The organism is Thermomonospora umbrina (assembly GCF_003386555.1).
Taxonomy (GTDB): domain Bacteria; phylum Actinomycetota; class Actinomycetes; order Streptosporangiales; family Streptosporangiaceae; genus Thermomonospora; species Thermomonospora umbrina.
This window is the reverse complement of record NZ_QTTT01000001.1, coordinates 2,950,173-2,963,197: the sequence shown is the minus strand read 5'-3', so window position 1 is coordinate 2,963,197 and position 13,025 is coordinate 2,950,173. Positions and strand designations below refer to the sequence as shown.

The 13,025-nt window shown below is 71.8% G+C and carries 11 protein-coding genes; 6 read left to right on the top strand and 5 right to left on the bottom strand.

What is annotated here, in order from left to right; genetic code table 11:
• The first annotated feature begins 34 nt into the window (after nucleotides 1–34).
• Entirely contained in the window at nucleotides 35–1,354 is a 1,320-nt protein-coding gene (locus DFJ69_RS13105; protein WP_116022740.1) for a CynX/NimT family MFS transporter, read from the top strand.
• A 180-nt stretch (nucleotides 1,355–1,534) separates the two neighbouring features.
• Here the strand turns inward: DFJ69_RS13105 and DFJ69_RS13100 are convergent, their stop codons facing one another.
• A complete protein-coding gene (locus tag DFJ69_RS13100; RefSeq protein WP_116022739.1) occupies nucleotides 1,535–2,233 on the bottom strand; it encodes a B3/B4 domain-containing protein in 699 nt (232 codons plus the stop codon).
• Between the two features lie 126 nt (nucleotides 2,234–2,359).
• Here DFJ69_RS13100 and DFJ69_RS13095 point away from each other — a divergent pair, with 126 nt between their 5' ends.
• Together DFJ69_RS13095 and DFJ69_RS13090 are read left to right on the top strand one after the other, a co-directional pair.
• Nucleotides 2,360–2,923 carry a helix-turn-helix domain-containing protein gene (locus tag DFJ69_RS13095; RefSeq protein ID WP_116022738.1) on the top strand — a complete coding sequence of 188 codons (564 nt, stop codon included), beginning with the start codon at nucleotides 2,360–2,362 and terminating at the stop codon, nucleotides 2,921–2,923.
• 291 nt (nucleotides 2,924–3,214) lie between these two features.
• Nucleotides 3,215–4,240, top strand: a complete 1,026-nt coding sequence (locus DFJ69_RS13090; protein ID WP_147312292.1) for a hypothetical protein — start codon at nucleotides 3,215–3,217, stop codon at nucleotides 4,238–4,240.
• Nucleotides 4,241–4,439: 199 nt separating this feature from the next.
• Here DFJ69_RS13090 and DFJ69_RS13085 read toward each other — a convergent pair whose 3' ends face one another.
• Both DFJ69_RS13085 and DFJ69_RS13080 read right to left on the bottom strand, forming a co-directional pair.
• Nucleotides 4,440–4,739, bottom strand: coding sequence for a type II toxin-antitoxin system VapB family antitoxin (locus tag DFJ69_RS13085; RefSeq protein ID WP_116022736.1), 300 nt, complete (start codon nucleotides 4,737–4,739; stop codon nucleotides 4,440–4,442).
• 409 nt (nucleotides 4,740–5,148) lie between these two features.
• A complete protein-coding gene (locus tag DFJ69_RS13080; RefSeq protein ID WP_116022735.1) occupies nucleotides 5,149–5,817 on the bottom strand; it encodes a TetR/AcrR family transcriptional regulator in 669 nt (222 codons plus the stop codon).
• Between the two features lie 93 nt (nucleotides 5,818–5,910).
• Between DFJ69_RS13080 and DFJ69_RS13075 the strand changes: the two genes are divergently transcribed.
• Nucleotides 5,911–6,780, top strand: coding sequence for an NAD-dependent epimerase/dehydratase family protein (locus DFJ69_RS13075; protein ID WP_116022734.1), 870 nt, complete (start codon nucleotides 5,911–5,913; stop codon nucleotides 6,778–6,780).
• A 111-nt stretch (nucleotides 6,781–6,891) separates the two neighbouring features.
• Here DFJ69_RS13075 and DFJ69_RS35505 read toward each other — a convergent pair whose 3' ends face one another.
• The gene (locus DFJ69_RS35505) at nucleotides 6,892–7,374 is read right to left on the bottom strand and encodes a hypothetical protein (protein ID WP_245974307.1); all 483 of its coding nucleotides are present in this window, start codon (nucleotides 7,372–7,374) and stop codon (nucleotides 6,892–6,894) included.
• 253 nt (nucleotides 7,375–7,627) lie between these two features.
• The gene (locus DFJ69_RS13065; protein ID WP_116022733.1) at nucleotides 7,628–8,602 is read right to left on the bottom strand and encodes an Appr-1-p processing protein; all 975 of its coding nucleotides are present in this window, start codon (nucleotides 8,600–8,602) and stop codon (nucleotides 7,628–7,630) included.
• A 195-nt stretch (nucleotides 8,603–8,797) separates the two neighbouring features.
• Between DFJ69_RS13065 and DFJ69_RS13060 the strand changes: the two genes are divergently transcribed.
• Nucleotides 8,798–9,538 carry a hypothetical protein gene (locus DFJ69_RS13060; protein WP_116022732.1) on the top strand — a complete coding sequence of 247 codons (741 nt, stop codon included), beginning with the start codon at nucleotides 8,798–8,800 and terminating at the stop codon, nucleotides 9,536–9,538.
• Between the two features lie 33 nt (nucleotides 9,539–9,571).
• The gene (locus tag DFJ69_RS13055; RefSeq protein ID WP_116022731.1) at nucleotides 9,572–13,024 is read left to right on the top strand and encodes a CHAT domain-containing protein; all 3,453 of its coding nucleotides are present in this window, start codon (nucleotides 9,572–9,574) and stop codon (nucleotides 13,022–13,024) included.
• Nucleotide 13,025 lies beyond the last annotated feature (1 nt).

The window sequence follows — 13,025 nt, the reverse complement described above, 5'->3', positions numbered from 1 at the left end:
GGAGCCATGCCCGAGACAGATCGATGAAAGTGCCATGACCCCCTCGAACGTTCGTGTCAGCCGTCCGGCGGCACTGTCCACCCTGATCGGGCTGGTGCTGCTCGCCCTCAACCTGCGCGCGGCGATCAGCGGGGTCTCCCCGCTGTTGGACGAGCTCCAGCGTTCGTTCGGGTTGTCCGGCGCGGCGATGGGCGTGCTCACCACCCTCCCGGTGCTGTGCCTGGGCGCGTTCGCCGCGCTGGCCCCGCCGCTGGCGCGTCGGCTGGGGACCGAGCGGGCGCTGACGGGGGCGCTGCTGCTGATCGGCGGGGGCATCCTGCTGCGTCTGGTCCCGCTCCCCGGCGTCGCCGCCGCGCCGCTGTTCCTGGGCACGGCGGTGGCGGGCGCGGGCATCGCGATCGGGAACGTGCTGATGCCGTACGTCATCAAGAGCACCTTCCCCAACCGGGTGGGCCTGCTGACGGGGCTGGCGATGATGCTGATGTCGACGGGCGCGGCCCTGTCGTCGGGGCTGGCCGTGCCGCTCGACGGGATGGGCGGCTGGCGGCTGGCGTTGGCCGTGTGGTCGATCCCGGCCCTCCTCGCCGCGGCGGTCTGGGCTCCGATGGCCCTGCGCTCACGCGGTGCTGGAACGGGCTCGGCGCAGGTGGCGAACGACTCGACCCCGGGGACGGAAGGCGGCTCGCTGCTGCGGAACCGGCTGGCCTGGCACGTGACGCTCTTCCTGGGCATGCAGTCGCTGGCCTTCTACGTGCTGATGTCGTGGCTGCCGGCGATCATGCGGGACCAGGGGTACCCGGCCACGACGGCCGGGCTGATGCTCTCGGTGATGATGCTGCTGGGGATCCCGTCCGGACTGGTCATGCCGATGCTGGCGGCACGGCGCACGGATCAGCGGCCCTTGGTCGTCGGGGTGATGGCGCTGATGGCCCTCGGCGTCGGCGGCCTCCTGCTGGCCCCGGGTCAGGGTTGGCTCTGGGTGGTCGTGCTGGGGTTCGGGACCGGGAGCGCCTTCCCGTTGGCGTATACCTTGGTCACCCTGCGTTCGGCGACTCCGCGGGTGGCGGCCCGGCTCTCCGGGATGGCGCAGACCACGGGGTACCTGCTCGCGGGCGCGGGCCCGTTCCTGTTCGGCGTGATGAACGGCGCGACGGGTGGATGGAACGTGCCATTGCTGATCCTGCTGGTGTGGCTCGTCCCGGAGACGCTGTTCGCGCTCCGGGCGGCCCGCCCGGCCGTGGTGGGAGGGCCGCCGGCCATCGCGCCCGTCGGTCTCCCGCTGCACGCGGCCTCGTTCGAACGGCTCGCGAGTTCGCGCGAGATCCTCGCCGCCGCGGAGTCCGTGAGGCGCTGACCTGCTCGAACGGGTCGCGGGGTGCCGTTGTCTCCGTTTCCCGGTGCGGCTTCGGCGAGCGAACGGCCAGCCGGGGTCCTTGACGGCCCCGGTATGTCTTGCTGTCCGTGGCCACGCATCGGAACGGGGCCGGTCGGTGTGTGACGAGGACGACGCCCACGCCGGCGGTCGAGTCGATGGTCACCCCGCGTCGTCGGCCGTCCGGAGCCCGGCCGCCGTGGCCTCGATGAGCCGGGCCCGGATGCGCACGTCGGGGCTGATCGTCCGCAGTCTGGCCGCGAGGTCGTCGCCAGCGTCGTGGAGCCGTTCGAGCGGGTAGGGCTCCAGTCGTTCCAGCAGGAAGAGGGCGTTCACGGTGGACTCGGTGATGCGGGTGCGGACGCCTTGGCGCCAGTTCCACCGGCGGCAGGTCACCCCGGAGTCGTCGCGCCACACCACTTCGCCCGCGTCGGGGTGCTCCACGGCGGGTTCGCCGCCGGCCACCGTCTCGAAGGGCTCGTCGCCTCGGGCCCGTACCAGCCGAGCCGGCCCCTGGTAGGCGTCCAGGTCCTCGCCGCCGATGGGAAGGGCGTACTCGACGCTGACCGCGTTGTAGGCGTCCACGACGCGGTTGATGACGGGAAGCCGATCGGCGCGACGGATGAGGGCGTCCACCGAGGAACGGGTGCGTTGCGGCTTGGCCCCGAACGCCCGGTAGGCCTCACGCCACGCGAGCACATGCGTGTCGGACTCGGCGGCTCGTGCCCCCGCCCGGTGCAGCCAGTCGTTCGACAGGGTGTCGCTCGGCCCGTTGACCAGCCCCTCCGCCGTGATGGCCAGGACGGCGAAGTCCGGCCGCAACGTACGGACCGCCTCGTCGACCCAGATCGCCGCAAGCATGGTTCACTCCTCGTTCGGACGCTCCGGTCATCTTAGTGACATCGACGGTGTAGTAAAACGACCGTCGGGCGGCTGCCCTACCGTGGACGGATCCGAGCAACGGGGACGGTCCGGCGGGGAGCTGACATGAACGACCAGGAGGCGATCGGCGAGGCGGTCGCGCGGACCGTGCGGTCGCTGCGGGCCGTGCACGGCTGGAGCCTCGACCGGCTCGCCGGCCGTTCCGGGGTGAGCAAGGGGGTGCTGGTCGCCTTGGAGCAGGGCCGCGGCAACCCCAACCTGGGCACCTTGATCAGGATCGCCGAGGCGCTCGGCGTTCCGCTCGCCCGGCTCGTTCAGGTGGACGAGGAACCCGCCGTCCGGATCCTCCCGCCCGAACGGCAGGTCGTCCTGTGGAACGGGCCCGATGGCGGGACGGGCACCCTCTTGGCGGGCAGCGAGGCCCGGCCGTCGGTGGAGCTTTGGCGCTGGGAGCTGCGCCCCGGGGAGCCCCGGCACAGCGACGCCCACAGCCCCGGAACGCGCGAGATCGCCTACGTGGAGGAGGGCGCGCTCACGGTCCTCGTCGACGGGCGTCCCCACCTCGTCGAGGAGGGGAGCGCCGCCGTCTTCGCGGGGGACCGGCCGCACGGATACGTGAACGAGGGGTCCCGGATCTGCCGGTTCGTACTGACCGTCATGGACCTGTAACCGGCGGATACCGGCGTAGGCTGGTGCCGGTTACGTCGCGATGCGGACTTGAGGCGCCTTTTACCGGGAACGAGCGCAGCGCGTCTCTTCGTTGGCCTGTTGGAGCTGCTTGTCAGGAGTCCTGTCGGTATCCATGGTCCTTCAGATGACTTTTCCCCACACGCCGAGCGGCGGTTCACCGTGAGCGGTGGATCGGCCGGCCGGGCGGGCGGCGTCGCCGGTGTCGCCATCCTGCTGCCTGCGCGTGGAGAGCCGGACTCCGGCCCGGGCGGGTCCGGTTCGCCGTGGCGTGTGCCCGCACCCTTCGCGGTCGAGGCTCCGCACGCGCTGACGGGTGTCGCCGCCGCCTCTCCCTCCGACGTCTGGGCGGTGGGCCAGTCCCGGGGCCGCCCGCTGATCGTGCATTGGGACGGGGCCGGCTGGTCGACTCCGCCGGGCGCCCCGCCCCGAGCCTCCCTCGTCGGCGCCGGCCTGGAGGGCGTGACGGCCCTGCGCTCGTACGACGTCGGGGGTCAGGGGGGCGGCACCGCCGAGGTGATCGCCGTGGGCGGTGCCTATGACCGGCTGCTCGGCGTCGAGGTGCCGCTGATCGAACGCTGGGACGGAGCGTCCCGGCTGGAGGTCTCGGCTCCCCTCCTGCCCGACGCCGGCGGGGACTCCGGCGTCGCCCGCGGGTATGTGCTGACCGACGTCACGCTGGTGGCGCCGGGGGAGGCGTGGGCCGTCGGGCACGCGTTCGAGCCGGTCGGTCGCTTGGTGGCCCTGTACGGCGACGGCGACCGGTGGCGGGTCGCCGAAGGGCTTCCGGACGTCCCGCAGGGCAAGCTGCTGGCCGTCTCCGGCACCTCGGCGCACGACGTCTGGGCCGTCGGGGCGGAGGGCAGGTCGGGGCTCATCGTTCACTTCGACGGGACGTCCTGGCGTCGGGTGCCGTGCCCCTCGACCCGCTCCCCGCTGTCCGACGTGACGGCCGTCGCCCCCGACGACGCCTGGTGCGCCGGCGGCGGCACCGTGCTGCGCTGGAACGGCCGCAAATGGGGCAACGTCAAGATCCCGATCGATTCGGCCAACACCGTCACGGCGATCTCCTCCACCGACGTCTGGGTGGGCGGCGGCCGGGGCGAACTCGCCCACTACGACGGACGCCGATGGACGCCGACGTCCGCCCCCGACCCCCTGCGGGACACGGCGGTCTGGCGCGGCTCCGCGGTCGCCGCCCACACCCCGGGCCCGGTGGTCTGGATGGTCGGCTCCCGCCGCCTCGGCGACACCACGTCCCCCTCCCGCGACCACAGCACCACCGCCCACGAAGCCTGACCCTCGACCTCGGAACGCGGCCGCACGGGTTCCATGAGTCGCGGGCGTCCATCGGCCGTCATCTGCGTCGCCTGCGCGACTGGGCGTGCTCGGCGTGGTCGAGACCGAAGCCGCGTCGCTGGAACGGGCGGTGCGAGGTGCCGTGCGCAGGAGAGCCTCGGCGGTGCGGCAGGGACGACTCAGGGTGGTCGCCGGCGGGTCAGGAGGCGTCGAGGTCGAGGACGCGGGCGTGCAGGACGACGCGTTGGTGGAGGGCGGAGCGGAGGGCGCGGTGGAGGCCGTCCTCGAGGTAGAGCTCGCCCTGCCACTGGACGACGTGGGGGAAGAGGTCGCCGTAGAAGGTGGAGTCGCGGGCCAGCAGCGACTGGAGGTCGAGCTCGCGCTTGGTCGTGATCAACTGGTCGAGCCGGACCTGGCGGGGCGGGATCTGTGCCCAGTCCCGGCCTCCCAGCCCATGGTCGGGGTAGGGGCGCCCCTCGCCGACAGCCTTGAAGATCACCCCCCGAGTCTACGGCGTCGGATGCGGAGCGAGAAGGCATCCGTCCCTCGGAACACCATTTTGGTAACTTTGCGTAAACCGAGAGTTGCGATGTCGTGTCGGCTCACTGGAGATCAATTCGGGTCGCATCGCCCGGCCTCGGGGACGTCCCGGCGTGTCGTCGGCCGTTCGGCGAGGCGGGGATGTGCAGGGGTGGGGTCGAACGATCGGATCGGGTGTTGTGGCCTATGTCACATCTGATTCGGTGGTGGTGGAGCGGGCGGTCCAGTGGCTTCGGCGGGTCTGGTCACGGTGTTCTCGTTCGGCGGTATTCGCCGGGTGGCGTGCCGAAGGCGTTCCGTGGATGAAGGCGCTCCGCTGTATTCGCGGGCGCCGGCGGCCGGGAGCGTCTTTGGTCGGCTCAGGCTCGTCATGGACGGTGGCTGTCGGCGAGTTGGTGGAGGAGCGCGTAGGCGCGGTCGTGGCCGCCCTTGATGCGGCCGTCGAGCGTGAGCATGACGAGACCGTGCAGGTGCGCCCAGAAGAGATCGGTGGCGGCGTCCTCGTCGAGCGCGTCGGCCGGAGGCTCCGGGGCCTCCGTGGCGATGGCGCGCTGAAGCAGACGAAAGCACTCGACCGCCGACGCGGGCGCTTCCGGAGTCCCGAAGGGCACACCGGCCAGGCTGCTCATCAGCCGGTACAAATGGGGGTTCTCGACCGCGAAGCGCCAGTACGCCCGCGAGGCCGCACGAATCGCCCCACCTTGCACGCCGGCCTCGTGCGCTGGGTGTCGGCCGGAGGGGGCTTCGGCCTCGCGTTGGCGGATGGGGCATTGGGCTTGGCCGAGTTCGTCGGCGAGGTCGGCGAAGCCCTGGTCGATGACGCCGAGCAGTAGCGCGTGCTTGTTCGCGAAGTGCTCGTACACGACGGGTGCGGTGTAGCCGACGCGGTCGGCGACTTGCCGGATGGTCACCTTCTCGTAGCCGCCGCTCTCCTCGCCCAGGGTGCGGGCGGCGGCGAGCAGCTCGGCGCGGAGCCGGTCGCGTGCCCTGGCCCGTTCGCCCGCGCTGCCCTTGATGCGTCGTCCGTCTCGCGGCATGGCTCCCCCTCGTTTCCTAACAACGGTAGACAACTTGGCCGTCCGGCGGCTACGGTCAGATTCCTAACGTTGTTAGAAAACGAGGGGTGCAGGATGCGTGTTCTCGTCACCGGTGTCTCCGGCACGGTCGGAAGTGCCGTCGCCCGAGCCCTGCTGCGGCACGACCACCAGGTCGTGGGCGTGGTGAAGTCCATCGAACGACCCGTTCCGGAGGGGGTCGAGCCGCTGGCGGCGGATCTGTTCGAGCCCGGGGCGCTCACCGAGGTCGCCGGCCGCGTCGACGGCGCGGTGCACGCCGCGTCCAGCAACGACGAACGTGCCGGCCTGCTCGACGGCGCGGTGGTGGGCACCCTGCTGGACGCCTTCGAGGGCACCGGGCGTCCACTCGTCTACACCAGCGGCCTCTGGCTGCACGGCGACACCGGCGGCGTTCCGGCGACCGAGGAGTCCCCGTTCGACCCGCCGATGGCGGTGTCCTGGCGCCCGGCCGTCGAGGACGTGCTGATCGCCGGGGCGGAACGAGGCGTCCGTGCGATCCGGATCCGTCCCGCCCTGGTCTACGGCGGCGGCGCCGGCCACATCCCGGCCGTCCTCGCGCCCCAGCCCGACGGCGACGGCCGCGTCGTCCGCCACTTCGGGGACGGGAACAACCGCTGGTCGCTCGTCCACGCCGACGACCTGGGCGAGTTGTACGCGCTCGCCCTCGAGTCGGCCCCCGCCGGCTCCGTCTACCTGGGTACGGACGACCGCCCCGTCCGCGTTCGCGACATCGCCGAGGCCATCGCGGACCGTCACGACGCCCGCGTCCAGCCATGGGATCCCGACGACGCCGCCCAGTACTGGGGGCTCATGGTCGAGCCGTTCCTCCTGGACCAGGTCGCCACCGGCGCGAAGGCCCGGTCCGAACTCGGCTGGCGCCCCCAGGGACCGTCCGTGCTCAAGGACCTCACCGAGTGGCCCTAACCCAACACCCGTCCCCAGACCCTAGGGCTCGCCGGTCCCGCTTCCCGCCGGGCTCCGGCTATGCGCGGCTTGGGTACGAGACGGCGCTCACCTCGGCCCGTCGGCGTCGGGTCACCACTGGGCGATGAGCGGGGTGTCCGGTTCGTGCCGCCGCCAGGCTTCGGTGAGGCGCATGAGGCGGATGGGGGCGTCGAGGCCTCGCACGGTTGCGATCTCGCCGCCGGTGATGTCGAACGTCACGGCGCCGACGACCCGGTCGCCGAGCACGAAAAGGATGGTTGGGGCGCCGTTGACGAGCGCGTAGTGGACGGCGGGCCGGCGATCTCGGTGGCGGTCTCGATGCCGGACGACCCGTCGCCGACCACCACCACACTCCCGCCTTCGCCGCGCGCGCCCAGGCGCTCCCCGCAGGCGCAGCGCCGAGGGCCGGGCGGCGATGTCGAAGGCGTGCTCGGCCACGCCGGGAACGCCGTGGTCGTCTTCATGACCACCGAGCGCGTACACCAGCGTGTCGTAGCCGAGGTCGCCGCCGCCGTCCGCGTCGGCCACGGCGACGACGTGACGTTCGGGATCGACGGTGGTGACACGGGCCACGCGCAGCCGTATCCCCGTTCCCGCGAAGACGTCGGCGAGCTTCGGAGCCTCGACCTCCTGGCCGGCTGCGAGCTGGTGCAGCCGCAGCCGCTGGAAGAAGTCCGGCTCGGCGGATCAGGCCGTGCTGGTCCGGGAGTAGCGCCAAGAGGTGGTTTCCCGCATCGATGCCGATGGCGAAGGAGTCCGTCTTCGGCATGGTCAGCCGATAAGCCGGTTGTCCCACCGTCGGTTCCGTCGTCCGCGGTGCCATTTCCTAGGCCGCGGTGAACCGTTCGGTGAGGAGGGCGGCCGTGGTGGGGCTGCGGGTCGCCAGGTGGACCCGCCAGGGAACCGGGCCGGCGAGGACCTCGGTGAGGGCCGTGCGCATCCAGGCGATCGACTCTTCGGCGGCCAGGCCACCGCGGCCGGAACCCAGGATCGGCAGGGCCACGGAGCGCAGCGGTGGGTCCGCCGGGTCGGCGAGGGCTGCGGCGAAGATGTTCGTGACGGCCGCAGCGACTGCGGGTCGGTCGATGTCGTAGTCGTTGGAGCCGGGACGCGCGGTCGCGATGGCAGCGTAAAAGACACGCCGGACGCCGCGCGAGGCCAGCGCCCCCGGGCTCAGCGGGACGACCGTGCCAGGCGCGACCGCCAGACCCGGGCGGGAATGCCTGGCCACCCAGGCGGCCAGCTCCCGTTGAAGGACATCGTCGGTGATCTCGCCGGCGGCACCGCGGTGCGCGGCGGCCCGACGCAGCGCCGCCGAGGTGGATGACTTGTAGGTTTGCGCCTGCTCGAGATGGGTGTTGCCGGCCGCCACCACGGCGTCGACCCCGGTGAGCAGCTCGATGGGGCAGAGGTCGACGGTGACGCTCCCGGCCAGGAACGGCACGCTGAGCCGCTCGACCACCCGCTCCTCCATGGCGACGGGTCCAAGGCTTGCCGCGATCAGCCGGAACGCCTCATCGATGCGGCGACGCACGGTGCGGGCGTCACGATCGAGCTGTCCGGCCAGCCAGGAGATCCGCTGGCCGAGAAAGCGCTCGCCAGCCGCCGGGTGCAGTCCGAGCGCGGCTAGTGCTGCCAACCGCAGATCCGGTGCCAGCCGGTCGATGCGCTGCCGGAGCCCGGCCACGACCTGCTCGCGGTCGCCGGGCAGCCAGGCCGCCAGCGACGCGAGATCAGCGGTGGCCAGGCCCCTGCCCCGGCTCAGCCTCCGGAGCTCGGTGTAGAGCGCGTCGGTGGTCATGGGGGGCCTTCCGAAGTCGACGTCAGGCGCGTCCATTATCCCGGTCCCGAACGATGCGGACCAGCGGAGTGGACAAGGTGCGTGTCCATCTTCTGTCCACTTTTTGGAGTGCCGGAATCGGTGGTCGCTCCCGCATGCTGGTGCCATTCCATGACGTCGGGAGGGCAAATGGCCGGGGGATCAAGGGCGCCGCGCATGATGGCGCGGGTCACTCTCGACGTGCGCCGTGGGCGAAATCTCGAGCTCTATGTGATGGCGGCAGGGGCGATGGCGGTGGCCGCGCTGTCGGCCTTCGGCGATCTGCTCCCGGTGGACCTGCGCTGGTCGGTGGCCATCGGTGGAATCGGGTTGCTGGTCTACCGGGCGACGGTCCCGCCGCCCCGGGAGCCGGTCGCGCCGGTCTATGCCGACCGGGGCCGCTTCACCCGCGAACCGATCGCTGCGCGGCTGTCCACCGCCCGTGAGGTATGGCTTTTCGCCCCGTCCGGAAAGAACTTTCTGAGCTCCGAGCACTGCGCGATGCTGGCGCGGGTGCTGCGGCGTCCCGACGCCGTGGTGCGCTGCGTCCTCCTCGATCCCGGCCGTACGGAGGCCGTCGGGATCGCGGCCGCGCAGTTGCGCTGTGAGCGCACCATGGAGCCGCTGCCCGCCGCGCTGGCCAGCGGGCTCGCACGGCTGCGGACGATCTCCGACTGGGATCTGCCCGGACGGTTCTCCTGTCGGCTGCTCGGTTATAACCCGGGATTCAGTCTGCTCGCTCTCGACCCGGGCCGGGGCGGACCGATCGTGGTCGAGCTGCACGGGGTTCATAACGAATCGAGCTCGGCCCGTATGCATCTGAGCTTTACCGCAGACGTGGAGCCGTATTGGCACGAATACTGGTCCGAGCAGTTCCGGAGAATTTGGCTCAATGCGGTGGACTGTTCATGGGAATAGGGGACGAAGAACGGCGGTGTAAGGGGTCCACAGATGACCGATCGTGAGTTGGCGGGGGACGGTGCGGACGAACCGCTGCCGTGGGCGGCACCCGAACGCGCGGATCGTCAGGACGAGCTTCGCGCCCGTTTCGAGCAGACCTGGGCGTCGATGATCAGCTTCGCCTACCATGGCGGGCCGCCCGAGGACCGCGACGCCGCCCTCGCCGGGTTCGGCGGGTTCATCGACCTCGATGTCGCCCCCGACCGGTGCCGAGTGCTGTCCGCCTTCCTGACCGTCATCGGCGAATTCAGGCCGGAGTACCGCGGCGGCACCCTCACCGGCTCCGACCTGGCCGCTCTCGCGGCCGACGGGTTGCCCCTATCTGCCGAGTCGGCCGCGCGCGCCGGTGCCCTGCTCGACGAGGTCACCGATCCCGACCTCACCGAAGATGTCGACCGGCTGCGCGTGATCCTCGCCCTCGCGGGCGTCGGAGAGGCCGTGCGGGCCGGTGCGGCGATCGACGGGCCGGAACTCGCCTCGATGCACGAACGGCTGAACGGCCTGCGGACGTTGTTCGCGGATGGGCAGGACGTTGACTCCTTCGACCTGATGTCCACTCTCCTCCGGACGATCCGCACGGCCGAGGACGAAGGCACCATCCATGAGATGCTCGCCGGCGCGCTCCGCAGCCTGGACGGTGACCATCTCTTCCGGCCGACGCTCGAACGGGCGCTCACGATGGTCACCGCGCCGCCGGCCTCCCCGGTGGACGACTGGACGGCGCCGAGGGAACGGCTCGCCGCCGAGGCCGACCGGCTGGAGATCGCGTTCCGCGTCCTCGCCGAGGACGATCCCGACCGCGTCCTCGCCGGGCTGCGGGCGGCGACCGCCCGGGGCCGGCTTCTGATGCACGATCCCTCGGAGGAGAACCACCGGCGGGCGATCGCGGTGCTCGACGCCGTCGAGACGACCACGGTCGGGGAGCACGCGCGGCTCGCGGCGGTGCTCCGCGGCTCGATCGACGGCTGCCGGGCGATGCTGCTCGGCGGCGGCACCGAGTCATCCGCCGCGATCGAGGCGTTGCTCGCCGGGGCCGATGACGCGGCGCTCGACCCCCATCTGCGCGATGTGTCCCTCGGCATGTCGGCGAGTCTGCTCGCCATGAGGTATCAGCGGCTGGGCCGCACCGACGATCTCGACGCCGCGGTGAAACTGATCAGGCGGGTGACCGAACGCGAGGATCTCGAGGACGCCGAGTACAGCCGGTTGCTCCGCTACTTTCTCGCGACCTCGAAGATCGCCAATGCGGCCGACCGCGCGCTGCCCGAGACGTTCGCCGCCGCCCTCACGGAGGTCCAGAGGTTCGAGGAGCAGCCCGGCCCGCTCACCCGGACCATGGGGTTCCGCCTCGACCGGTCGGTACTGGAGATGTTCGCCCGCGCCGTCGGCCCCGACGGCGTGGACCTCGAGCACGCACGTGCGGCGGGCATCGACGGCTTCGAGGAGGAGGCCGAGCGAATGCTGACCGACGCCCGCGCCATGCCGCCCGATCATCCCCTGTTCTTGGTGAACCTCGGCCTGGTCGGCGCCTATCTCGTGCAGGCGGGCTTCGTCGGTTCGCGGCTCGACCTGCTGGACCGGGGTATCGCGATCCTCGCCGAGGCACGGCGGGAGGCCGTGCGCCAAGGGGGCGGCTGGACCTTGGCCAACGCCCAGCCGCTGTTCGGCTTCGCACTGCTGTTGCGGTACGAGCTCAGCGGTCGCCGTGACCATCTCGACGACGCCATCGGCGAGCTGAGGGCGGGCACGGGCCTGCTTGAAGAGCAGGGTGACGACATCGCTCTGGCGAGCATCCTCTACAGGCTCGGCGAGGCGCTGCGGCGGCGGGGCGATATGGGCCGCCGTGATCCGGAGAAGGCGGTGGCTTACGGCATCCGGTATCTGCGTGAGGCGGCCTGGCAGGTGGTGCTGCAGAGCACTCCGCGCAGATCCGCGGACGCCGCCGCGGAGGCCGCCGGGGATGCGACGGAGGTTGCGCGTTGGGCGCTGGCCTGCGATCGGGACGCCTCCGCCGTCGAGGCGCTCGAACTCGGCCGGAACATGGTGTTGTACACCGCGACCGCGTACCGCAACCTCGCCGACATCCTGGCCGATCACGGCCATGACGCGCTGGCCGAGGAATGGCGGCGGGAGCAGAACGACGCCCCGGCCTTCAGGGGGAGCGGCGTCCCGCTCCTGTCGCGGTACGAGGTCCCCGGCGATCTGCGCCAGCGGATCCGCCGTGTCACCCGTGGCACCGACCTGGAAGACAAACTGTGGTCCCGGACGGGGCCGACGGAGATCGCCACGGCCTTGGCGGAAGCCCGTGCCGACGCTCTGGTCTACCTGATCCCCGGCCGGACCCGGGACGGTGCCGGCCGCGACGTCCACCATCCCGGGCTCGCCCTGATCGTGGACGCGGCGGGCGACGTCCACCGGCTTCCGCTGCCCGACCTGTGGATCGACCCGGTCGGCGCGTTCGCCGCGGCTCAGCGCGACCGGGTGGCACGGCGTGCGCGCCGCGCGCCCGACCGTCCCTCTGACCGGGTTCTGTGGCGGGCGTCCCTCGCAGAGCTGTGCCGGTGGGCGTGGACGGCGGTGATGAGTCCGCTGCTCGACTGGACGGCCGGGCGTGGTCTCGTCCGGGCACGCCTGGTCCTCGTACCGCTGGAGGGCCTCAGCCAGGTGCCGTGGCACGCGGCGGTCCGCTCGATGGGCGGTGTCGATCGTGCGGCGTGTCAGGACGCCGTGCTCAGTTACGCGGCGTCCGGCCGACAGTTCGTCGAGGCGTGCCGCATCCGACCCAGACCGTGGACGGAGTCCCCGGCCCTGGTGAACGTCGACGACTCCGGCCTGTACTGGGCGAGTGAGGAGGTCGAGGCGCTGCGCCGCGACCATTACCCGACCGCCAGGGTGCTCGACGGCCGTTCTCGGCGTGACCGGGCCCGGGCCGCAGCCGTGGCGGAGCTGATCACCGAGGCGTCGCTCGTCCATCTGAGCTGCCATGCAAGCCCTGAGCCGTTGCCGGTCGAGTCGGAGCTGATCCTGGTGGGGGAGGAACGGCTGCGGATGGCCGACCTGTTGGCCCGCGCCGCGCAGCGTCCCGCGGACCGCCCCGGCGGGCTCGTCGTCGCCGCCGCGTGCGGCACCGACCTCAGCCAGACCGCCCATGATGAGTCCCTGACGCTGACCAGCGCGTTCCTGGCCTCGGGGGCGTGCGGCGCGGTCGGCAGCCGATGGATCGTCGACGACCTCCCGGCCGCTGTCGTCATGGCCCTGTTCCACCACTACCTCAACTCCGGCTATCCCGAACCGGCGCGAGCGCTGCAGGCGGCTCAGGCCCGGCTGCTCGACCCCGGCGGGGGGCTGCCGCCACGGGTCGCGGAGCTGTTCGCCGGGGAGCTGGACGACATCTCCCTCTCGACACCGGAGGTCTGGGCCGCCTTCGTCTACCAAGGACGGTGAT